The organism is Paenimyroides marinum (assembly GCF_900108395.1).
Lineage (GTDB): Bacteria > Bacteroidota > Bacteroidia > Flavobacteriales > Flavobacteriaceae > Flavobacterium > Flavobacterium marinum.
Window position 1 is genome coordinate 13,903 of the sequence record NZ_FNXE01000030.1, and the last position, 21,873, is coordinate 35,775.

22 protein-coding genes are annotated in these 21,873 nt (G+C 34.9%); 6 read left to right on the forward strand and 16 right to left on the reverse strand.

Going from position 1 to position 21,873, the window contains the following annotated elements; translation table 11 throughout:
• Positions 1–12: 12 nt before the first annotated feature.
• From tnpA to BLW20_RS10400, 15 genes are all read right to left on the reverse strand, one after another.
• Positions 13–459, reverse strand: a complete 447-nt coding sequence (gene tnpA / locus BLW20_RS10330; RefSeq protein ID WP_091100190.1) for an IS200/IS605 family transposase — start codon at positions 457–459, stop codon at positions 13–15.
• Between the two features lie 266 nt (positions 460–725).
• Entirely contained in the window at positions 726–1,703 is a 978-nt protein-coding gene (locus BLW20_RS10335; RefSeq protein ID WP_091100193.1) for a carbon-nitrogen hydrolase family protein, read from the reverse strand.
• Between the two features lie 12 nt (positions 1,704–1,715).
• On the reverse strand, positions 1,716–2,192 hold the full coding sequence (locus BLW20_RS10340; protein ID WP_091100197.1) for a DUF1572 family protein: 477 nt from the start codon (positions 2,190–2,192) through the stop codon (positions 1,716–1,718).
• A 60-nt stretch (positions 2,193–2,252) separates the two neighbouring features.
• Positions 2,253–2,672, reverse strand: a complete 420-nt coding sequence (locus tag BLW20_RS10345; RefSeq protein ID WP_091100200.1) for an acyl-CoA thioesterase — start codon at positions 2,670–2,672, stop codon at positions 2,253–2,255.
• 31 nt (positions 2,673–2,703) lie between these two features.
• Complete coding sequence (locus BLW20_RS10350) at positions 2,704–3,096, reverse strand: hypothetical protein (RefSeq protein WP_091100204.1); 393 nt, start codon at positions 3,094–3,096, stop codon at positions 2,704–2,706.
• A gap of 2 nt (positions 3,097–3,098) precedes the next feature.
• Positions 3,099–4,679: an AMP-binding protein gene (locus BLW20_RS10355; protein WP_091100206.1), complete on the reverse strand. Its 1,581-nt coding sequence runs from the start codon at positions 4,677–4,679 to the stop codon at positions 3,099–3,101.
• Positions 4,680–4,702: 23 nt separating this feature from the next.
• Positions 4,703–5,056: a four helix bundle protein gene (locus tag BLW20_RS10360; RefSeq protein ID WP_091100209.1), complete on the reverse strand. Its 354-nt coding sequence runs from the start codon at positions 5,054–5,056 to the stop codon at positions 4,703–4,705.
• A gap of 23 nt (positions 5,057–5,079) precedes the next feature.
• Entirely contained in the window at positions 5,080–7,371 is a 2,292-nt protein-coding gene (locus tag BLW20_RS10365) for an oxidoreductase (protein WP_091100212.1), read from the reverse strand.
• Positions 7,368–7,976, reverse strand: a complete 609-nt coding sequence (locus BLW20_RS10370) for a flavin reductase family protein (RefSeq protein ID WP_091100215.1) — start codon at positions 7,974–7,976, stop codon at positions 7,368–7,370. Before BLW20_RS10370 ends, BLW20_RS10365 begins: the two co-directional genes overlap by 4 nt.
• A 69-nt stretch (positions 7,977–8,045) precedes the next feature.
• A complete protein-coding gene (locus BLW20_RS10375; RefSeq protein WP_143037775.1) occupies positions 8,046–8,855 on the reverse strand; it encodes a DUF4249 domain-containing protein in 810 nt (269 codons plus the stop codon).
• Position 8,856: 1 nt separating this feature from the next.
• Entirely contained in the window at positions 8,857–11,235 is a 2,379-nt protein-coding gene (locus BLW20_RS10380; protein WP_091100221.1) for a TonB-dependent receptor, read from the reverse strand.
• 22 nt (positions 11,236–11,257) lie between these two features.
• Complete coding sequence (locus BLW20_RS10385) at positions 11,258–11,659, reverse strand: NUDIX hydrolase (protein ID WP_091100225.1); 402 nt, start codon at positions 11,657–11,659, stop codon at positions 11,258–11,260.
• A 9-nt stretch (positions 11,660–11,668) separates the two neighbouring features.
• The gene (locus BLW20_RS10390; protein ID WP_091100228.1) at positions 11,669–12,145 is read right to left on the reverse strand and encodes a hypothetical protein; all 477 of its coding nucleotides are present in this window, start codon (positions 12,143–12,145) and stop codon (positions 11,669–11,671) included.
• Positions 12,146–12,224: 79 nt separating this feature from the next.
• A complete protein-coding gene (locus BLW20_RS10395) occupies positions 12,225–14,447 on the reverse strand; it encodes an NADP-dependent isocitrate dehydrogenase (RefSeq protein ID WP_091100232.1) in 2,223 nt (740 codons plus the stop codon).
• A 105-nt stretch (positions 14,448–14,552) separates the two neighbouring features.
• Positions 14,553–15,140 carry a thymidine kinase gene (locus BLW20_RS10400; protein WP_091100236.1) on the reverse strand — a complete coding sequence of 196 codons (588 nt, stop codon included), beginning with the start codon at positions 15,138–15,140 and terminating at the stop codon, positions 14,553–14,555.
• A 99-nt stretch (positions 15,141–15,239) separates the two neighbouring features.
• Between BLW20_RS10400 and BLW20_RS10405 the strand changes: the two genes are divergently transcribed.
• The 6 genes from BLW20_RS10405 to BLW20_RS10430 all read left to right on the forward strand — a co-directional run bounded on the left by BLW20_RS10405 (position 15,240) and on the right by BLW20_RS10430 (position 21,131).
• Entirely contained in the window at positions 15,240–16,211 is a 972-nt protein-coding gene (locus BLW20_RS10405) for a hypothetical protein (RefSeq protein ID WP_091100244.1), read from the forward strand.
• 2 nt (positions 16,212–16,213) lie between these two features.
• Positions 16,214–16,909, forward strand: coding sequence for a 16S rRNA (cytidine(1402)-2'-O)-methyltransferase (rsmI, locus tag BLW20_RS10410; RefSeq protein ID WP_091100247.1), 696 nt, complete (start codon positions 16,214–16,216; stop codon positions 16,907–16,909).
• Complete coding sequence (locus tag BLW20_RS10415; RefSeq protein ID WP_091100250.1) at positions 16,902–17,324, forward strand: OsmC family protein; 423 nt, start codon at positions 16,902–16,904, stop codon at positions 17,322–17,324. Before rsmI ends, BLW20_RS10415 begins: the two co-directional genes overlap by 8 nt.
• A gap of 199 nt (positions 17,325–17,523) precedes the next feature.
• On the forward strand, positions 17,524–17,976 hold the full coding sequence (locus BLW20_RS10420) for an acetyltransferase (protein WP_091100255.1): 453 nt from the start codon (positions 17,524–17,526) through the stop codon (positions 17,974–17,976).
• Between the two features lie 390 nt (positions 17,977–18,366).
• Positions 18,367–20,061 (forward strand): single-stranded-DNA-specific exonuclease RecJ, encoded by a 1,695-nt coding sequence (gene recJ / locus BLW20_RS10425; protein ID WP_091100259.1) that lies wholly within the window; start codon positions 18,367–18,369, stop codon positions 20,059–20,061.
• Between the two features lie 77 nt (positions 20,062–20,138).
• Positions 20,139–21,131 (forward strand): aspartate-semialdehyde dehydrogenase, encoded by a 993-nt coding sequence (locus BLW20_RS10430; RefSeq protein WP_091100263.1) that lies wholly within the window; start codon positions 20,139–20,141, stop codon positions 21,129–21,131.
• 57 nt (positions 21,132–21,188) lie between these two features.
• Here the strand turns inward: BLW20_RS10430 and BLW20_RS14705 are convergent.
• A partial coding sequence (locus BLW20_RS14705; protein WP_177165073.1) for a hypothetical protein occupies positions 21,189–21,873 on the reverse strand: 685 nt, incomplete at its 5' end.

Consider the following 21,873-nt stretch of genomic DNA (forward strand, 5'->3'; position numbering starts at 1 on the left):
AATTTTTTAATTTTAGTTGGTTGTATCTTTAAATTCTCTAAATCCGAATTTTTCGATTAATTCTGTATATTCTTCCTGAAAAGATTTTTTAGCGTGATGCATTTCCTGTTTTTTGATGTAATTTCTAACTCTGTCAACCACAGACTCCGAAACAGATACTGCAAAATATTCATCTTGCCATTGGAATTTTTCAGTAATGAAATTCTGCTTGTTAAACCAAAAAGCAGACTCTCCTTTTATTAACTGCATTACTTTGCTGATAGTTTGTTCAGTTCCCAATGAAACCAAACAATGACAATGGTCGTTGTAGCCATTTACAAAATCAATAAAAATACCTTTTTCATTTGCGTTTTCCTTTATATGCTTCCACATAGCACTTCTGATTTCAGGAGTTTTCAGAAAAGGAAATCTGTTCTTTGTACTCCAAACAAAATGAATATAGACTTTTATAAATGGCATATTTCAACTGTTTATTTGGCTAAAGCCAATATTATATATTTTTAATTATCTATCCATATCCTGTGGCAATTCAAAATCTATATCAATTCAAAATCTATATCAATTCAAAACCTGTGGCAATTCAAAATTATAATTAGTTTAAAATTTTTTCAATTCAATTCAATTCAATGTTGAAACTTTATAGCTATTCAATTTTATTTATTTTCTATATTGAATTATCTCCAGATTTATCTGGAGAAAAAAATAATTAAACAAATTAAGAGGCTTTAGCCAAAATCATTTTTATTCTCATCTATAAAAGTAATTCTTTTTGTTGGAGTAACATTTACCCTTAAATCAAAAATATCAAATCGGTTGTAATGTCCTAAAATATCGTGCATTTGTTTCGGCTGAATACATTTTGCCAAATCGATTTCCGCATAGATAATTCCTTCATCATCAATAAGTGGCTGCCCGATAACAGCTCCGTTTGGACCTATAAATCCCGAAAAGGCACTGCTTTTTCTCGATAACAATTCCTCCACATTGGGAACTTCGGGTTTTAGAATGTCCATAATTTCTTTTGAAATCGTCGAACACGAAACAATCGTAAACAATTTTCCCTCAAACGAATGGGCTGCTGCCCGGATTTTTATCGCTTCTGCCATATCGTAATCAGGAGGAGCAACAGGTAGCGAAATATAATTCGCTATATGGATAAGTTCTCCTTGTGAAAGCAGTGTAAAACGAGCCAATGTATTGGTATTTTCCCCACAGGCCAATGTTCCGATTGGTCCTACTTCGGTATCGTAAACCTTTAAAGACGAGCCGTCTCCCGAAGTCCACGTTAGCTTTTCTGCCCAAGTAGGAACTAACTTTCTGTGTTTTCCAATCAGGTTTCCGTTGTTGTCAATGATAAGGTTAGTGTTGTAAATTTCTCCATAGCTCTGTCCTCTTTCGTTAATTCCGATAACGATATGAATATCATAATCTTTCGCAGTTTTGTAGAGCTTTTGCATTACCGCATCATCAACCGAAACGGAATTTTTATATAGTTCTTCATACCATTTACTTCCCTGTACGGGTGTCATAATCCAGTTCCAATACGGATAACCTGCAATAAAAACTTCGGGAAAAGCAATGAGTTTTGCCCCGTTTTGTGCTGCTTCTTTTATAAACGAAACCGCCTTGTCAATCGTTTTTTCTACATTCAGAAAAACAGGCGAAGTCTGAACGGTTGCGGCTTTAAATTTTTTGAATTCCATAGTTTTGTTGTTTTATCTGTTTTGTAATAACAATTTTTTAATTAGAACTATCTGACCTAAATGATAATAGCTGTGTTCTATCATCGATTCAATGTTTTTACGGTAAGTTCCATATTTTTCATCAACAAAAACATCGTTTAGCTTTTCTTCGGGCATTTGCTCTACAAAAACAGCAAAACGTTCTGTATCGTTCCAAAATTTATTTAGAAACTCCTCCCATTGATTCTGCGACTGAATCGGAGGGAAATCAAAACTGTATTTGTCTTTAATATCTAACGTACCTCCGTTGAAAACATTTAATATTCCCGATATATAATAATGTATATGCTGTGCTAAAACCGCAATGGTATTTAAAGAATTTATTTTTTGGGTTGCAATTTCCCAGTATAAACCAGATAATTGGTCTTTATAATTTGTATTCGCAATCCAAGTTCCGTTAAGAATAACTTCTCTGAAACGATGAGCTATTTGATAGGTTTGAGTATTCATTATTTGGTGTTTTTATTTAACTCCGACAGAGTTCAAAACTCTGTCGGAGTTGGTTAAGCGTTAAATTATAAATTTACTTATTTTTTCTTTCATTTCCTCATTAAAAACTTCTGCTTTTATGCTGTTTCTGTCTTCGGATATTTTTACGTTTACCAAAGTAACTTCTCCCTCTAAACAGATGTTTCCATTGTCATCTTCAAAACGAAATCCGCAGATTACAGATGATGATTTGAGTTCTTTTACCCATAACTTTTTGGTTAGCGTTTCTCCTAATCGTGCAGCTTTTTTGAACTGAACTTTCAAATCAACGGTTGGTATTCCGTTGGTTTCGTGCATTTTGGAAAAAGGTCTGTTCAAAGCCTCCTCAAACCAGTCTTCTACCAGACAATTCAGCATTTCCAAAAATCTCGGGTAAAACACAATTCCCGCATAATCTATATGCTGAAAACGTATTTTTTCTTGTTTTATAAAATAGTTCATATTTAATTATCTTTTTTCTGTATTACAAATTTTATGAATTGGAAAACCCAAATTTAGATTTAAACTTTTGCCAAATACTTTGTTGTTTAAAATTGTTATTAAACTTCAATAAGTTTTTCATTTCATCAATAATATCAGGTTTATGTAAATATTCAGGCTCTCCAAATTCTAAAATGATTTTAAAATGTTCAGCAATTTCATTTAATGTTTCTGTTGTTGCCTTAATTTCTCCTTCAAACCAATTATTCCAAACTAATAATATTGTTTCGTTATTTTTGCTAAATTGATAAAGGTCGAAATCAATTCCCTTATCAAAAATTTCATCACTATATTCAGCAATTAGTTTCCAATCATTTTTCTTTAAAAATTTGATGATTGAATAAAAAATACCGGTTTCAATATTTGTAGCAATTTTTATTTCCATAATTATTTCAACTTAAACCGCTGAATTTTACCTGTTTCGGTTTTTGGTAATTGGTCAAGAAAATTAATTACGCGTGGATATTTATACGGAGCAGCATTTTCTTTAAACCAGTTTTGAATGTTTTTAGCCAATTCAGTTGATGCATTTGCCTGATTTTTTAAAACGATATTGGCACAAACCAACATACCGCGTTCTTCGTCGGGTAAGCCCACAACAGCACATTCTAAAATTTCGTCATGTGTTAGCAAAACACTTTCAACTTCAATTGCAGCAATATTGTAGCCCGATGAAATAATCATATCGTCGCCACGAGCCACAAACCAAAAGTAACCATCTTTGTCTTGCTTAAAAATATCGCCTGTGATATTCCAACCGTTTTCTACATATTCCTGTTGCTTTTCAGGTCGGTTTAAATATTTACAGCCGGTAATTCCACGAACAGCCAATCTGCCGGGCGTATCATGCGGAACATCGTTTCCGTTTTTATCGATAATTTTTGCTTCGTAACCTGTAATGGCAATTCCGGTTGATCCGGGTTTCATATTTTCTTGGTTCGATGATATAAAAATATGAAGCATTTCGGTAGCACCAATGCCATCAATGATTTTTAAACCAGTTGCCTTGTACCAATCTTCCCAAATTTTTAAAGGAAGGGTTTCACCTGCCGAAATACATCTTCTCAAACTCGATAAATCATAATCTTTAGATTTTTCGGTAAGAATACGCCAAGCTGTTGGAGCCGTAAAACAAATAGTGATTTTTTCGTTTTGAATGACTTCTAAAAGCACATCAGGACTTGGTTTTTCTATTAAAAAAGAACTCGCTCCAAAATACATCGGGAACAAAACCAAACCGCCTAAACCAAAAGTAAATCCAATTGGCGGACTGCCTGTAAAAATATCATTTTCGGTTGGTTGTAACGAATAATTAGGGAAAGCTTCGCAGATATTCAGGATGTCTTTATGGAAATGAGCCGTCATTTTGGGATTTCCGGTTGTTCCCGAAGTAAATCCAATAATAGCAACATCATCTGCTTTGGTGTTATAGTTTTGAAACGTTTTTGGTTTCGATTGCATCAATTCATCAATAGATCCATTTCTGTAAAAAGAAACTGATTTTAAAAAGTCTGATTGTACCAGATTTATTTCATCTGCCAATGAACTGTCGCAAATTACATGCGAAATTTCTGCACAATCAATCAATGTTTTTAATTCTTTTGATCGAAGCAAAGGCATGGTTGCAACTACAATTCCGCCGACTTTTAAAACAGCAAACCAACACGCAACCATCATTGGGTTGTTACACGAACGCAACAAAACGCGGTTACCGGGCAGCAATCCTAAATCATCGACCAAAACATGCGCAATCTGGTTTGCTTTTTCAAACAAATCGTTATAAGTCCAAGTTTCGTCAAATGTTTTCAGACAGATATTTGAACCTTTTCCGTTAGCAATGTGATTGTCTAAAAGACGCTCTACACAATTCAGATCGTTTGGATGGTTAAACTGAGGTAAATCCAAAAACAAATAATCGGGTTGAGCATTTGGTTCAGGTAAATTATTTTGAGCAAAATTATCTTTCATTTAATTTAATTATGAATTAAGAATTAGGAATTACGAAGTGTTTTTTGAATAGAACCAATTATTTTTAATAATTCCGTTACATCTTTTAATAAACTTTCGCTTTGTTCTTCAGATAAATAATCTGTGTCTTTTAATAATCTAATCCAATAATGAGTTTCTCTGGCTTCTTTATATGAAATTGTCAATTTTGCATAAAAATCTTTATCTGATTGACCACCAATTGCTTCTTCTATATTAGCACCAATTGAAGTTCCGCATCTTAAAAGTTGTTTGCTTAAAACAAACTCTTTCTTATGTTCACATAAATATTGATACACTTTTACAATCCTAATCGCAAAAGCATAACTTTTTATTTGAACAATATTGTCATTCTTCATAATTCGTAATTTACAATTCGTAATTATTTTTTATTGCTTTTTGGTTTCAACGCTTTCTTCATCCGTTCGGATTGTTTTCTTTCGGAAATGGTTGAAGTGTATAAATTTTCGATTCCTTTTTGATATTGATTTGGAATATCTGTAACACTAATTTGCTCGTAAGCCTGGGCTTTTCTAACAAAATAAGGATCTAACAAAAGCGGTTTTCCAAGGGCAACCAAATCGGCTTTACCACTTAAAATAATGGTGTTGATCTGATCGATATCGGTAATTGTTCCTGCCGTAATGGTTGGAATATCGGTTGAATTTCTAATCATATCCGAAAATGGAACTTGCCACATTCTGCCGGTTTTTGGGGTTTGATTTTCAACCGTATTTCCTGTTGATACATTTATGATGTCTGCACCTGCTTTTTTAAATTCTGAAGTGATAAAAAGAACATCTTCTTGCGAAATGCCGTTATCAGCCCAGTCGGTTGCCGAAATGCGGACTGAAATTGGTTTTTCTGATGGGAAATTTTCTCGAACAGCATTAAAAACCTGCAACGGAAAACGTAAACGGTTTTCTACAGATCCGCCAAATTCATCGGTTCTATTATTCGTTAAAGGCGATAAGAACGATGCCAATAAAAAGCCGTGATGTGCTTGTAATTCAATCATATCAAAGCCTGCTTTCTCTGCATTTTTAGTTGCATTTGCAAACTGATTGATTACGTTTTGCATATCATCTGCAGTCATTTCTTTTGGAATATCCATTTTATCGTTAAACGCAATTGCCGATGCAGAAAGTAATTCCCACGCATTTTCAATTGGTTCGTTTGTACCTTCCCAAGGTTTTTTAACAGCACCTTTTCTACCTGAATGCCCTAATTGAATTCCGATTTTTGTTGACGTATTTTCATGAACAAAATCAGTAATTTTTTTCCATTCGGTAATTTGATCTTCATTGTAAATTCCGGCACAACCCAACGTAATTCTTCCGTTAGCATCAACCGCCGTCATTTCGGTTATTATCAAACCTAAACCACCAATGGCTCGCGAAGTATAATGCTGAAAATGCCAGTTGTTAACCAAACCGTTGTTCGCCGAATACTGTCCCATAGAACTCATAACAATTCGGTTACTAAGTTCTAAACCACGCAATTTAAAGGTAGAAAAAGCGGCTGCGTTTGTATTGCTATTATTTAGCTGATTGAATTCCTGAAGAACTTTATCGGTGTACGATTGATCTCTTAAACGAAGGTTTTCGTAGGTAACTTTTTTAGATCGAGTCATACATCCGAATGAAAATTGATAGAACGGATATTTTTCGTATCGATTCATGTTTTCAAACCATTCCAATGAAACTGATGCAGCGTACTGAATCATTTCTACCGGATTTCTACGCGTTTTTTCGTATTGTTGAAACGCATTTTGAACATTATCCGGATCTGCCATCAATGCATCAAACAAACCAATGGCAGAATCCATAGCTAGTTTAGTACCCGAACCAATGGAGAAATGTGCAGTTGCTTTGGCATCGCCCAATAAAACAATATTGTTGTGGAACCATTTTTTGTTGGTTACATGCGGAAATTGGCGCCAATGCGATTTGTTGGTAATTAACGGATGACCATTTAATTCGTCTTTAAATAGTTCTGAAAGTTTAGTTACGGTGTCGGCTTCATTCTCTACTTCGAACTGCATGTTTTTCCACGTTTCATCGGTACATTCAAAAATCCAGGTGCTCATTCCTTCTTCGTACTGGTAGGTGTGTGCAACAATGATTCCGTATGGTGTTGTTCTAAAAAAGTAGGTGAAAGCATCTAACAGTTTGGTAGATCCCATCCACACAAATCGGTTTGATTTTAATTGGATGTTCGTTCCAAATTCATTTTGAAACTGGGTACGAATTCCGCTTCCAATTCCATCAGCAGCCACAATAATATCTGAATCGTTAAACTGAGAAAGATTATCAATGTTTTGTTCAAAATGTAAATTTACGCCTTCTTCACGACATCTTTGATGCAGTAATTTAAGCAAGGTTTTACGCGAGCAACCACAAAAACCATTGCCAGAAATGCGGGCTTCTTGTCCGTCACGAGCTACAATAATATCGTCCCAATACGCAAATTTACTGCGAATAAGTTCGTATGATTGCATATCGCGTTTTAAAAATTCGCCCAAAGTTTCATCAGAAAATACTACGCCAAAACCAAAACTGTCTTCTGGTTTGTTGCGTTCGTACACGTTAATTTCCCAATGAGGCATTGCTTTTTTGGTTAAGATTGAAAAATAGAGTCCGCCCGGACCACCGCCTATAACCGTTATTTTCATAGATTTCGTTTTATTGAGAAAATTTCTCCTAATTTACTGTAATTTGAACCTGCTAAACGGGCAACAGGTTGGTATTTTTCTAAATTAATTCGGTAATTTTCCAGAAGAATTTCATCGGAAATATGCATCATCAGTACTTTACCAATAACGATACACGCGCCGCCGTTTTTATGATCTTCCAGAAAATAATGATGCACCATTTCGCATTCAAAATGGGCTTTTGCTTCGGCAACTCGTTTAGGTTTAATCAATTCGCACGAAACAGGCGTAAGGTTTGTCAGCTGAAATTCATCAACGGTATTTTCTACTACATTAGATGTAGTGTTCATTTGTTCCACTACCTCTTCGGTAACCAAATTCACAGCGAATTGCTTGTTTGCTAAAACATTGTTTAAAGTATCTTTATTTTTGTCGCCTGTACGAACCGTTGAAAACATAACGTGCGGCGGATCTTCGCCCACCACATTAAAAAAAGAAAAAGGAGCAAGATTGTTTACGCCGTTTTCATCAACAGTAGAAATCCAGCCAATTGGGCGCGGAATTACCAAACCTGTCAATAATTTATATAAAACACCGGAATTGGTATCTTTTACAGAAATTTGCATAAAATTATCGTTTATACAAATTAAACAAAAAATAATTGAAAAGTTTGTGTTTTTTAGATTGTAATTGAATTATTTTACAGTGTACGTATAGTGATTTCTTTTAGCGATATGAAAGTATCCCAATGCAAAATTTGATTGATTTGTTTGATTTACGATGTTTCCTTTTATAGTTCCCATTGGACTAGAAAACGGATTACCGCTTTGGTTTGCAATAGACAATAATTTTGACAGATACTGATGATATTGTTTACTAATCGAAGTTATAGAATGATCTAACGTATCACCTGGTTTTAAATCTTCTTTATCAAAAAAATACATATCGTTCATGATGTTTCCGTTTGTAAATTGATCGTCGGTTACACCAAAATAATTATCAACAGGCGAAATCATTTGAACCAGATAATAGTTTTCCTCGTTGGCATCATCCTGAAAATTAAACGCAATTTCATAAGAATCCCCACCAAAACCGCCATCGTCTTTTTGATTGACATTTAAAATTTCTGGCGATGTTAATAGGGTAGAAGTTGCTGTATAGGTTTCGTTATTGTACATAACGGTTAACTCGTAATTTCCGCCAATTTCGGGCTGAAAAAGTTCGTTTGTAAAATCTCCGTTTCCAACATTTGTGAACTGATAAACCGTATTGCTGTCGGTATCTTTAATAGAAACATCGGCATTATCAACTGTGGGGAAAACACCAGAATAAAAATCGGTTGTGGTAGAAAGATGAATTTTGTTGTAATCGGTTTCGCCTACAAAAAGGTTTCCTTCAATAACCAAACGTGGTATGTTTTTATCAAAATCAAGCGTAATATCTTCTTCGCAGCTTACAAAAAGCAAACTGCAAACAGTAGCGAATATGTAAAGTAACTTTTTCATGTTAAAATTTAAAATTATAGGTAACACTTGGCACAATTCCAAAAATAGAAAGCTTGGTAGTTTCGGTCATAGTGTTAGAATCTTCAACCGATCTAAAACTAATCGACGCTGCGTTTTTACGGTTATACACGTTGTAAATTCCAAAAACCCATTCGCTTTGCCATTTGCGGTTTTCATTTTTAGTTGGCGTGTAGGTTGCCGAAATATCTAAATGATGAAAAGCCGGCATGCTGTAATTGTTACGTTTGTTATAGTTTGGCACCTGCACACCTAAAAATTCGTATTTACCGTCGGGATAGGTTACCGGTCTTCCTGATTGCAGCGTGAAACTTGCACTGAAATTCCATTTTTTGCTAAAATCATACGTAGCCACAATTGATAAATCGTGCAAACGATCGTGCGGAGTTCTATACCATTCGCCGTTGTTGATACCGGTTTCTTGCGGGGTTCTACCAGGAGTTTGCTGCATACTTTTTGCAATGGTGTAGGCAACCCAACCGGTTAATTTTCCTTCGTTTTTTCTGAATAAAAATTCCAAACCGTAAGCCTCGGTTTTTCCGTTTAAAAGTACTTGTTCAATAGCGCGGTTTCCTATTAAATCGGCACCATCGATATAATCCAAACGATTTTTACCCAGTTTAAAGTACGATTCAATTTCTAACGAATATTTATTGTCGTTTAAATTTTGAAAATATCCAACGGCATACTGATCCACAATTTGCGGTTTTACATACGGCCCGCTTGGTTCCCAAATATCTAACGGAGTTGCCGATGTGGTGTTTGAAATTAAATGAACATACTGCGCCATGCGGTTGTAGCTCATTTTTACCGATTGATCGTCGGTTAGTTTCACCGAAACAGCCACACGCGGTTCAAAATTATCAAACTTGCTTATACTTTTATTTTTACCGTAAGATTTTGTGCCGATCGGGACTGCTTTTTCATACGTATCGGTTTGTTGATTGTAAACCACCGGATTATTGTTCTCGTACAAATTGATGTTTTCTTCGCCCAAACGCTTAAACATACTGTATCGCAAGCCGTAATTTACCGATAAAAACGAATTAATTTCTTGTTCGGCTTCTATAAAAATTGCATTTTCCCAAGCGTATTTGTGCGGAATTTGGAACGAATTGATCTGTGAATCGGGTTTGTTAGGTTCCATTGTACCCGGATTGAAGTTATAGTACAAACTGCTGATGCCGTATTTTAAAGAAAGTCTATCGCTAATTTCGTGATTGATTTTATAATTGAAATCATAATTCTTAATGCCCGAATCCCAACTGAAACCCACAAAGTTTAATGTCAATCCGTAATAATAATCAGAATATCTTACCGAAGCTTCGCTGTTTATTTTTGATGAATATTTGCTGTTCCAGGTTAAATTGGCAACGGTGTTTCCGAATTTATTATCAAAACTATCATTGAATTTAAAAATATCCCGTCCAAAATATCCGGTAAAATACAACTGATTTTTATCGTTCATTAAATAACTCCATTTGGTATTTAAATCGTAAAAATAGGCTGAACTTTCAATATCGGTCAGTTTTAAAAACAAATGCGCATACGATGCACGACCTGCAAATAAATACGATAATTTATCTTTAATAACCGGACCTTCAACCATTAATCTGCTTGATAAAAGTCCAATTCCACCGGTTGCTTTAAAATCTTTATAATCACCTTCTTTCTGATTGATTTCTAAAACCGAAGAACCACGACCGCCGTATCGAGCCGGAATTCCGCCTTTGTACAGTTTGATATTGCTAACCGCATCGTTATTAAAAACCGAGAAAAATCCGTATAAGTGTGATGATCCATAAACCGAAGTTTGATCTAACAACAATAAATTTTGATCTGATCCACCACCGCGAACGTTAAAGCCCGATGTTCCTTCACCCGAATTTACAACTCCTGGTAACAATAAAATGGTCTTTAAAATATCGGTTTCACCCAAAACCACCGGTGCTTTTTTAATTTCGGCAGCAGTAAGCTTGTTAACACTCATTTCGGGTTTGCGAATATTGATTTTGTTAGATGTTGTAATAATGATTTCATCTAACTCGTTTGGTTCTGCATAAATTGGTGTTAAATAAAACGTTCTGGTAGCTGCCTCTGTGTGATTAATTTCTTCAGTATAAGTTTCGTAACCTGTTTTTTCTATGGTTATTGTGAAAGTGGCAAAAGATGTAGATGAAAAGAAATAGCCGTTTTCATCTGATTTTTGAGATATTACCGAGTTACTTTTTTTAATAGATGCACCTGCAATTGCAGCACCGGTTTGTTCATCGTAGATGTATCCTGCAAATAAATGGCGGTCTTGTGCGCGGCTTTGAATACCCCACAATGAAAGTGTAACAATTAAAAGAGTTTTTTTCATAAAGTTTTTAAAATGTATGGTACTATAATGATAGCCATTTGGGTTGAACCAATTCTTTAGCTAAATGTGCCCAGCTGTATTCTTGATAATTATTTTTGTTCATCCACACAAATTTATCAATTTCATTTGCTATCACCGGTTCAAAAAAGTAGGGCAGATGTAACCAATAAACGTAACCATGTACCATTGTATTGTGTTCGTTTACGGCTTTTGTTTGGTGCGATCCTAAAAAAGTTAACTGATGAGGTTGAATTTCTAAACCAATTTCTTCTTTAGCTTCACGAATTATGGTTTCGATATCATTCTCGCCATTTTGCATTTTACCACCGGTTAACTGATAAAATTCTGAATTTTTCTTACAAACTAAAAGTAGTTCTTTGTTTGGATTGATAATGGCAACCGATGCTATATGTAAGGTTTTCATATAAAATATTTAAATCTCAATTAAAGTAAATGATGTAATACGTTTATTATTCCTTACAGTATCAATAACTCTATATCTTCTTTTACTGAATTTGTTTTCAAATTCAACATAAAGCCTTTTTTGTTCTTTAAAAACTTTATATCTAAATCTTTTATATTCTGTTGTAACATAAGAGTTTGCAGGTTCTTTGCAAGTTTGTGTATCTGTAAAAATAACTTCATTTAAATTTAAAAAATCAAACTCAACCTTTCTACATATATATTTTTGATATTTTTCACCTCGATCTACATAAATTGTAAACTTATTTGTTTTAAAAAACAAGCTGTCAGTGTTATCTGCGAATAAACGTAAATCAGAATAAGAGACTCCATCAGCATTAACAATTTTAATGCGTTCCTTTATTAGTTTTATAAATTCACTTTTAGAAATATCTTGAGAAAAAGAAATTAAAGGAAATAGTATCAAGAAATAAATTAATGTTCTCATTGTTACAATTTTTATGAAATGAAAAGATATAAAAAAACCGTCGAATTTACGACGGTTTTTGTGTATGTAAATTAATGAATTATCCTAATTTAGAAACAATTGCATTTAGCGTTGCAGACGGACGCATAGCTTTTGATGTTAAATCAAAATTTGGTTGGTAATAACCTTTAATTTCTTGTGGTTTACCTTGCGATGCGATTAATTCGTCGTTAATTTTAGCTTCGTTAGCTATCATTTCTTGTGCAATTGGTGCGAATAAAGCTGCTAAATCTGCATCTTTTGTTTGTGCTGCTAAAGCTTCTGCCCAATACATTGCCAAGTAAAAATGCGAACCACGGTTGTCTATCGTTCCTAATTTTCTTCCCGGAGATTTATCTGTAGCCAAGAATTTTTCTGTAGCAATATCTAATGTATCTGCTAATACCATAGCTTTCGGGTTGTTTTGTGTTTGCGATAAATGCTCTAACGATGCACCTAATGCCAAAAATTCCCCTAATGAATCCCAACGTAAATAACCTTCTTCGATAAACTGTTCGATGTGTTTTGGAGCCGATCCACCTGCACCGGTTTCAAACAATCCGCCACCATTCATTAACGGAACGATTGACAACATTTTTGCTGATGTTCCTACTTCTAAAATAGGGAATAAATCAGTTAAATAATCGCGTAAAACATTTCCTGATACGGAAATGGTATCCTCGCCCTTACGAATTCTGTCTAAAGAGAATTTACAAGCATCAATCGGACTTAAAATGCGAATATCTAATCCTGTGGTATCAAAATCAGGTAAATATTTGTTTACTTTTTTAATAATCTCTCTGTCGTGGGCACGGTTTTCGTCTAACCAGAAAACTGCCGGTGTATTTGATAAACGTGCACGGTTCACTGCCAGTTTTACCCAATCTTGAATAGGTGCATCTTTAGTTTGGCACATACGGAAAATATCTCCGGTTTCAACTTCTTGTGTCATAAATACATTACCTTCTGCATCAACTACTTGGATTGTCCCCTCTGCCTCTGCCTGGAATGTTTTATCGTGCGAACCGTATTCCTCTGCTTTTTGTGCCATTAACCCAACATTTGGAACAGATCCCATGGTTTTAGGGTCTAGGGTTCCGTTAGCTTTACAATCGTCAATTACAGCAGTGTAAATACCAGCATAACAACGATCAGGGATTAATGCGAAAGTGTCTTGTTGTTTTCCTTCTTTATTCCACATTTGACCTGATGTGCGGATCATTGCCGGCATAGAAGCATCAACAATCACATCAGACGGAACGTGTAAATTGGTAATTCCCTTGTCAGAATTTACCATAGCAAGTGCCGGACCGTTTGCAATAGCCGCATCAATAGCCGCTTTTACTTCTGCTTCTTGTGCGTTTCCTGCAATTTTAGCGTATAATTCTCCTAAACCGTTGTTTGGGTTAATGTTTAACTGATTGAATAAATCGGCGAATTTTGCAAAGACATCTTTAAAATAAACTTCAACAATAGCTCCGAAAATAATAGGATCCGAAACCTTCATCATTGTAGCTTTTAAGTGTGCCGATAATAAAACGCCTGCTGCTTTTGCTTCTGCAACTGCATCTGCCACAAAACCTTTTAGGGCGTTTAAGCTCATTACCGATGAATCGATAACTTCGCCAGCCTTTAAGGGTGATAAACCTTTTAATTCTTTTACCGAACCGTCTTTTCCAACAAATTCAATTTTAAATTGTGAAGCATTTTCAACCGTAACCGATTTTTCTGTAGCATAAAAATCACCGTGTGTCATTGATACTACTTTTGTTTTAGAATCTGCAGACCAGGCACCCATTGAATGTGGATTTGCTTTCGCGTAATTTTTAACAGCTTTAGGGGCACGACGGTCAGAGTTTCCTTCGCGTAAAACCGGATTTACTGCTGATCCCAATACTTTTGCGTAAGTAGCTTTTATTGTTTTTTCTTCTTCGTTTGTTGGATCTGCCGGATAGTTTGGTACTGCGTAACCGTGTGCCTGTAATTCGGCAATGGCAGCAGCCAGCTGTGGGATAGATGCAGAAATATTTGGTAATTTAATAATATTAGCCTCCGGAGTATTTGCCAATTCTCCTAATTCTGCTAAGGCATCACCTATTTTTTGATCTTCTTTTAAGAATTGTGGAAAGTTTGCTAAGATTCTTCCTGCCAAAGAAATATCGCGTGTTTCCATTTGAATATTTGCGGGTGCAGTAAAAGCTTTAACAATAGGTAAAAAAGAGTAAGTAGCCAACATCGGCGCCTCATCTGTCAATGTGTAAATAATTTTTGATTTTGACATTATGATAAGATTTGTTTAAATCGAAATAAATTTTTGCTTACAAATATAGTGAAAACACTTCTATTTTTAGGTTTATTAACAAAAGAGATTTTATCTTTTAATGAAAACTTAATCTGTCTTTTTATGCATCGCCTTGTAATAAGCAGCTCGGCTTAATGGTTCATATTCTTCGGTTTCGCCCAACATTACCAGATTGTCATTTGCAGCTTTCCTAAAACTGTAATTGGCTAAATTTCCGGTGCGTGTACAAACAGCGTGTACTTTGGTAACATATTCGGCAGTAGCCATTAAAGCGGGCATTGGACCAAAGGGTTGTCCTTTAAAATCCATATCCAGTCCGGCAACAATTACACGGATACCTGCATTTGCCAAATCATTACATACGGCAACAATTTCATCGTCGAAAAACTGTGCTTCGTCAATTCCTATCACATCGCAGCCATCTGCCAAAAGTCTGATGTTTGCGGCAGCGGGTACAGGCGTAGATCGTATTTCGTTGCCCTGATGCGATACCACGTTGTCTTCGTCATAACGGGTGTCAACAGCCGGTTTAAAAATCTCGATGCGTTGTTTGGCAAACTGTGCACGGCGCAATCTGCGTATTAATTCTTCGGTTTTGCCCGAAAACATTGAACCGCAAATTACTTCGATCCATCCAAATTGTTCTTTATGATTTACAGGATTTTCAAGAAACATTTTAGCAATTATAAAATTGTTTAAAACAGTTTTTTCTGTTACTTTGTATCCTACAAATTTATCAAAATAAATTGGTTAAACTTAAAACCTTTAAAAGTTATGAAAAAAATCATTGAATCCGATTTAATAAGCATTGCCCACCGGATTTTAAAATTAAAAGACAAATCTGAAATAGCTTCTTTGTTGAAAGAAACCGAAGAATTACATAATAAACTGATCTTACTTCAGTTTTATGAAGACAATAAATACCGTTTAGATCCATTGATTACCGAAGAAAAATTGCTTGAAGAACCAGACCAGACAGAAACGAAAGAGAAGATGCCTAAAGAAGATGAAGCCTCAAGTGTTTTTTTAACCGAAGAAAAGAAAGATGATGTAGTTACTTTCGAAGAAGAACTAATCACGCCTATTGAATTAAACGTTACAGAAGCAGCGGCTATTGATGAAGCAATTGCAGAAGAAAACAATGAAGTTGATTTGGAAGAAACCACAGAAATATTGGTTGATGATACAGTAGAAAGTGAAACAGCACCGGAAACAGATATTATTGAATTTACTCCGTCTATCGAAGAAACCCAAAAAACAATCGAAGAAATAGACGAGGAAATCGAAGAAATCGAAGGGAAAGATCCTGAGGAAGATGCTAAAGAAGCGGTAGAACGTGCCACTATAGAAATTGATCCTGTTTTTTCATTGCCTCATACCGAATTGTTCAGTAAAGAAACAGACAAGGAAGAAAATTTTAAAGCACCGCAGCATTTCGTATCTACTCAATCGGTTGAAAAGCCTGCTGAAAACTATCGTCAGATTCCGTTAAACAAATCTATAAACGATGCCTTTGCCAATAAAATCTCGATTGGATTAAACGACCGTATTGCTTTTGAAAAAAATTTGTTCAATGGTAACAGCGACGATTTAAACCGGGTAATTTCGCAATTAAATACTATTGAAAGCTACGAAGAAGCCAAAGATTTTATTGATGATCTGGTAAAACCCGAATTTAACAACTGGAACGGAAAAGAAGATTACGAAAACCGTTTTATGCAGTTGGTAGAAAAAAGATTCCTTTAAAAATGAGTAAATTATACATTGTACCAACGCCTATTGGCAATTTAGAAGACATGACGTTTAGAGCCATTAAGGTTTTAAAAGAAGTCGATTTAATTTTGGCAGAAGATACCCGCACCAGCAGCAAATTGTTAAAACATTTTGAAATTGGTACACCTATGCAAAGTCACCACATGCACAACGAACACCAAACGGTTGAAAACGCGGTGCAGAAATTAAAAAACGGACAAACCATTGCGTTGATTTCCGATGCAGGTACGCCCGCAATTTCCGATCCTGGTTTTCTATTAACACGTGCCTGTGTAGAAAACAATATTCCTGTGGAATGTTTACCGGGCGCAACGGCGTTTGTTCCGGCTTTGGTTAACAGCGGCTTGCCAAACGATAAGTTTGTATTTGAAGGCTTTTTGCCCGATAAAAAAGGACGACAAACCCGTTTTTTAGCATTGGCAGAAGAAACCCGAACCATGATTTTGTATGTTTCGCCACATAAACTGGTAAAAACGTTGGCAGAATTTGAAACCTATTTTGGTAAAGAACGACAAGTTTCCGTGTCAAGGGAATTGTCAAAATTACATGAAGAAACCGTGCGAGGTACAGTTGATGAGGTGCTCAAACATTTTGAAGCAAAACCGCCAAAAGGCGAAATAGTTGTAATTGTAGCAGGTAAACAAAAAGAAAAAAAGAATAAACATGAGTAGTCATTTAATTACCACTACGTGGAAAGGAAACATGCAGTTTGAATCGACCAACCCGGGCGGTTCTTTAATGATTGATGCTGCCGAAGAAGTAGGCGGAACAAACAACGGACTGCGTCCAAAAGCGTTGATGCTGTCGGCTTTATCCGGCTGTTCTGGGTTGGATGTTGCTTCACTAATCAAAAAAATGCGTTTAGAAGTAACCGATTTCAATATTGAAACCCAAGGTTTTTTAACCGATACCGAACCACAGGTTTATGAAAAAGTTACGGTTACCTACCATTTTTATGGGAGTAACTTGAACGAAGAAAAATTAAACCGCGCCGTAGAACTTTCGGTTGAAAAATACTGCGGCGTTATGCATATGTTCCGCAGTTTTGCCGAGGTTAAGATTGAAGTTGTTTTTGTACATAAGTGAGTTTTTCTTAAACGCTGCAAGGTTTTTAAAACCTTGTAGCTATATGTTTTGAATTAATAGTAAAACCTACAAGGTCGAAAAAGACCTTGCAGGAAAGTTAATTCTCAATGAATTAACAATCGACTAAGGTTAAAAAAGAACTTTTAAATTTTAATAATATCCCCGACAATTAAATTAAATAAGAATTACCGAAATAAAAATGAAGTATAAAATAAGTGATATTAAAAAAGATGAATATAACGAAGTAATTCAGGTTTGGGAAGCTTCAGTTCGTGCAACACATCTTTTTTTAAAAGAAGAAGATATTCAATATTTTAAACCACTTATTCTAAATACTTATTTAGACGCAGTCGCATTGAAATGTGTAAAAAACGAAACAGATAAAATAATTGGATTTTTAGGTGTGGCAGAACAAAATCTGGAAATGTTATTTATTCATCCTGATTACAGAGGTAAACACGTTGGTAAAACATTAGTCAATTTTGCAATTACAGAAATGAACATTAAAAAAGTCGATGTTAATGAGCAAAACGAACAGGCAGTAGGTTTTTATAAAAAATGTGGATTTGAAACCATCAATCGTTCAGAATTAGATTCTTCAGGAAAACCGTATCCAATTTTACATATGGAATTAAAAAATAATTTTTATTAACTACTGTAACTGCGGATACTATAGCTTTTTTATTTAAGTATAAATTTTTGATTTGTTTAACTGTGCTCATTTTATTACTTTGCATAATATTTAGAGTAAAATAATTATGAAATATATTGATATATTGATACCAATTTTTTTGTGTGCTTTTTTTATCAGTTTGTATTTTAATAAAAAATATAGTGATGATAAAAAACAATTATTTTTAATAATAGGTATATTAATTCTAATTATCAACATTATAAGGTTTATGATTACTTAAATACATCCGTGTGTCTGTGGGACAAAATACTCATCGCAAAAATACAAAACTTGTAGTACGGTATTCGTTATACTAAAATATTTACATAATTTGAATATACTTTTTTGAAGTGCTTTTATATTTAATCTATGCGTTGGTCTTTAAAACAAAACCCGGATTCCCAAATCATTCAGCATTTAAAAACAACTTTAAATGTAAGTCCGCTTATTGCTACCTTGCTGGCACAACGTGGTATTACTACTTTTAATGAAGCCAAGCATTTTTTCCGTCCATCGTTAAATGATTTATACGATCCGTATTTAATGAAAGATATGGATAAAGCTGTTCGTCGTATCGAACAAGCCATTGCAGCCAACGAACGTATTTTGGTTTTTGGCGATTACGATGTTGATGGTACCACGGCGGTTGCTTTGATGTCGTCATATCTGAAAAGTTTTTATCCCGATGTGGATACGTATATTCCCGACAGATATGCAGAAGGTTACGGAATATCAATCCAAGGTATCGATTATGCCGAAGACAACGGAATTACGCTGATTATTGCGTTAGATTGCGGTATAAAATCAATCGATAAAATAGAATATGCCAACCAAAAAAAAATTGATTTTATTATCTGCGACCATCATTTGCCGGGTGATGAGGTTCCAAATGCCATTGCGGTTTTAGATCCTAAACAAAAAGACTGCAACTATCCGTTTAAAGAATTGTGCGGTTGCGGCGTGGGTTTTAAACTGATACAGGCATTGGCGGCGAACCGTAATCAAACCATTCAAGATTTAATTCCGTATTTAGATTTGGTTGCAACTGCCATTGCAGCCGATATTGTACCCATTGTTGATGAAAACCGTGTTCTGGCATTTTATGGTTTACAGGTAATCAACAACAATCCGCGACCGGGAATTTTAGCAATGAAAAAACAGTTTGCTATTAATGAATTCACAATTACCGATGTTGTTTTTAAAATCGCCCCCCGAATAAATGCAGCCGGACGTATCAAACACGGAAATTACGCCGTTAGGTTGCTAACTGAATTTAATCTGGAAGAAGCCATTGAATGTGCCAAAGAAATAGACGAATTCAATCAAAACAGAAGAATTCTTGATCAACACATTACAGAAGAAGCTCTAAATCAAATCATTGAAAATAAAGAAGAAACCGCTTTTACATCGGTTGTCTATCAACAAGATTGGCACAAAGGCGTAATTGGTATTGTAGCATCACGGTTGATCGAAACTTATTATCGACCTACCTTGGTTTTTACAAAAAGCGGTGATAAACTGGCGGCGTCGGCACGTTCGGTTAAAGGGTTTGATGTGTATCAGGCACTGGAGAAATGTGCAGAACACATTGTTCAGTTTGGCGGACACATGTATGCGGCAGGTTTAACGATTGAAGAAACCGAATATCAAAATTTTAAGAAGAAGTTTGAAAAAGTGGTTAAAGAAAGCATTGGTGTGGAACAACAAACCGAAGAAGTTGAAATTGATGCTGTTGTTGATTTTAATGAATTTGACGAAAGAACACTGCGTATTCTTAAGCAGTTTGAACCGCACGGACCGGGAAACATGACGCCTGTTTTTCTTACCCCGAATGTTTTTGATACCGGCAATGCCCAATGTATCGGAAAAAACAACGAACACCTGCGTTTATTTGTAAAGCAAAACCACTCACAGGCATTTCCTGCAATTGCCTTTAAAAAAGGTTTTATGGTTGATGCGGTTAAAAATCTTAAATTACTGAATCTGGTTTATTCGTTGTCAGAAAACCAGTGGAAAGATAAGGTAACTATACAACTTCACGTAAAAGATATTAATACCCTGTAAATTCATTAACAACTATTCAAATTATTACCTATTTTTGCGACTGCAAATTATTAATCATTTTATTTAAATTTTTATCTATGAGAGTAGCTGTAGTTGGCGCAACCGGAATGGTTGGCGAAGTAATGCTGAATGTTTTGGCAGAACGTAATTTTCCTGTAACAGAATTAATTCCGGTAGCATCGGAAAAATCAGTAGGCAAGGAGATAACTTTTAAGGATAAGAAGTATAAGGTGGTAAATTTGCAGACAGCCGTAGAAATGAAACCCGATGTAGCCTTGTTTTCGGCGGGTGGCGACACATCGTTAGAATGGGCACCAAAATTTGCCGGAGTGGGTACAACTGTTGTTGATAACTCGTCGGCTTGGCGAATGGATCCTACGAAAAAACTGGTTGTTCCTGAAATCAATGCAAATGTGTTGACGAAAGATGATAAAATCATCGCCAATCCTAACTGTTCAACCATTCAGTTGGTAATGGCATTGGCTCCGTTGCATAAAGAATATCAAATTAAAAGAGTGGTGGTTTCCACTTACCAGTCAATCACCGGAACAGGTGTAAAAGCGGTTCAACAGTTGGAAAACGAATACAAAGGTGAAAAAGGCGAAATGGCGTATCATTACCAGATTCACAGAAACGCTATTCCACACTGCGATTCGTTTTTAGATAACGGTTACACCAAAGAAGAAATGAAGCTGACCAATGAAACTATGAAGATTATAGGTGATGACAGCATAAAAGTTACGGCAACGGCTGTTCGTATTCCGGTTGTTGGCGGACACAGCGAGGCAGTGAACATTGAGTTTGAAAACGATTTTGATGTAAACAAAGTACGTGCAATTCTTCAAAACACACCGGGAATAATGGTTCAGGACAATACCGATACCAATACATATCCAATGCCGTTGTACGCACAAAACAAGAACGAGGTTTTTGTGGGAAGAATCCGTAGAGATGAAAGTCAGCCAAATACACTAAACATGTGGATTGTTGCCGATAATTTAAGAAAAGGTGCTGCAACCAATACCATACAAATTGCTGAATATTTGTTGCAAAATAAGTTAATAGGCTAATTTTTTGATAATATATTCATAAAAAAACTCTTGAAATTTCAAGAGTTTTTTATATTCCTAAAATATCTTCTTTACAATGCCACATATACAACCTGCACAAATTAATGTGTCAGAATTTCTTTTCTTTATATGTTTTTCTATCCTTTTTATTTCTTTGGGTATTTTTATCTTCTTTTTTTTCATTAATGATAGTCCATAAGTTCCGAAAGCTTGATTTTCAATATTATAACTTTTTAAAAAGGAAAATATCTCATCGTAATTCTTTCTCTCAATAAGAGATTGAATTTCTTTAGCAGTTTGTGTTAGAGTGAAAGCGTATCCAAAGTTTATTGCAAATGTTTGATTAAGTGAGATCTCAGAGATTAAGTCTTCTAAACGTTTATCAGTTTTATAAAAACTGTTTCTGTTTTTTATATATTCATTTATTAGTGAAGAATCTTTTACGAAATATTTGGTGATTAATTTTCTCTTTTTGGACTCCCAGGTATTTAGCTTAATGATAAACAATAATATTTGATTATTCTTTTTAACAAAGTCTAATTGAAAATCATCTACAGAGTTAGAAATTTCAATTCTTTGATGAACATAATTAAAATCTATTTCTCTTTCAAAAATATCTACAATACCATAATCATTATCAAAAACATAAATGTCTTTTGAAATATACTTTTTTAATGAGTCTATTTTGTAATCAATTTGATCGGTATTAGTTGTGGTGGATATCTCTTTAACCAATATATCA

What these genes read in the sequence shown, in the direction of transcription:
- tnpA (WP_091100190.1), bottom strand. Translation starts at nt 459, where the DNA reads ATGCCATTTATAAAAGTCTATATTCATTTTGTTTGGAGTACAAAGAAC.
- BLW20_RS10335 (WP_091100193.1), bottom strand. Translation starts at nt 1,703, where the DNA reads ATGGAATTCAAAAAATTTAAAGCCGCAACCGTTCAGACTTCGCCTGTT.
- BLW20_RS10340 (WP_091100197.1), bottom strand. Translation starts at nt 2,192, where the DNA reads ATGAATACTCAAACCTATCAAATAGCTCATCGTTTCAGAGAAGTTATT.
- BLW20_RS10345 (WP_091100200.1), bottom strand. Translation starts at nt 2,672, where the DNA reads ATGAACTATTTTATAAAACAAGAAAAAATACGTTTTCAGCATATAGAT.
- BLW20_RS10350 (WP_091100204.1), bottom strand. Translation starts at nt 3,096, where the DNA reads ATGGAAATAAAAATTGCTACAAATATTGAAACCGGTATTTTTTATTCA.
- BLW20_RS10355 (WP_091100206.1), bottom strand. Translation starts at nt 4,679, where the DNA reads ATGAAAGATAATTTTGCTCAAAATAATTTACCTGAACCAAATGCTCAA.
- BLW20_RS10360 (WP_091100209.1), bottom strand. Translation starts at nt 5,056, where the DNA reads ATGAAGAATGACAATATTGTTCAAATAAAAAGTTATGCTTTTGCGATT.
- BLW20_RS10365 (WP_091100212.1), bottom strand. Translation starts at nt 7,371, where the DNA reads ATGAAAATAACGGTTATAGGCGGTGGTCCGGGCGGACTCTATTTTTCA.
- BLW20_RS10370 (WP_091100215.1), bottom strand. Translation starts at nt 7,976, where the DNA reads ATGCAAATTTCTGTAAAAGATACCAATTCCGGTGTTTTATATAAATTA.
- BLW20_RS10375 (WP_143037775.1), bottom strand. Translation starts at nt 8,855, where the DNA reads ATGAAAAAGTTACTTTACATATTCGCTACTGTTTGCAGTTTGCTTTTT.
- BLW20_RS10380 (WP_091100221.1), bottom strand. Translation starts at nt 11,235, where the DNA reads ATGAAAAAAACTCTTTTAATTGTTACACTTTCATTGTGGGGTATTCAA.
- BLW20_RS10385 (WP_091100225.1), bottom strand. Translation starts at nt 11,659, where the DNA reads ATGAAAACCTTACATATAGCATCGGTTGCCATTATCAATCCAAACAAA.
- BLW20_RS10390 (WP_091100228.1), bottom strand. Translation starts at nt 12,145, where the DNA reads ATGAGAACATTAATTTATTTCTTGATACTATTTCCTTTAATTTCTTTT.
- BLW20_RS10400 (WP_091100236.1), bottom strand. Translation starts at nt 15,140, where the DNA reads ATGTTTCTTGAAAATCCTGTAAATCATAAAGAACAATTTGGATGGATC.
- BLW20_RS10405 (WP_091100244.1), top strand. Translation starts at nt 15,240, where the DNA reads ATGAAAAAAATCATTGAATCCGATTTAATAAGCATTGCCCACCGGATT.
- rsmI (WP_091100247.1), top strand. Translation starts at nt 16,214, where the DNA reads ATGAGTAAATTATACATTGTACCAACGCCTATTGGCAATTTAGAAGAC.
- BLW20_RS10415 (WP_091100250.1), top strand. Translation starts at nt 16,902, where the DNA reads ATGAGTAGTCATTTAATTACCACTACGTGGAAAGGAAACATGCAGTTT.
- BLW20_RS10420 (WP_091100255.1), top strand. Translation starts at nt 17,524, where the DNA reads ATGAAGTATAAAATAAGTGATATTAAAAAAGATGAATATAACGAAGTA.
- recJ (WP_091100259.1), top strand. Translation starts at nt 18,367, where the DNA reads ATGCGTTGGTCTTTAAAACAAAACCCGGATTCCCAAATCATTCAGCAT.
- BLW20_RS10430 (WP_091100263.1), top strand. Translation starts at nt 20,139, where the DNA reads ATGAGAGTAGCTGTAGTTGGCGCAACCGGAATGGTTGGCGAAGTAATG.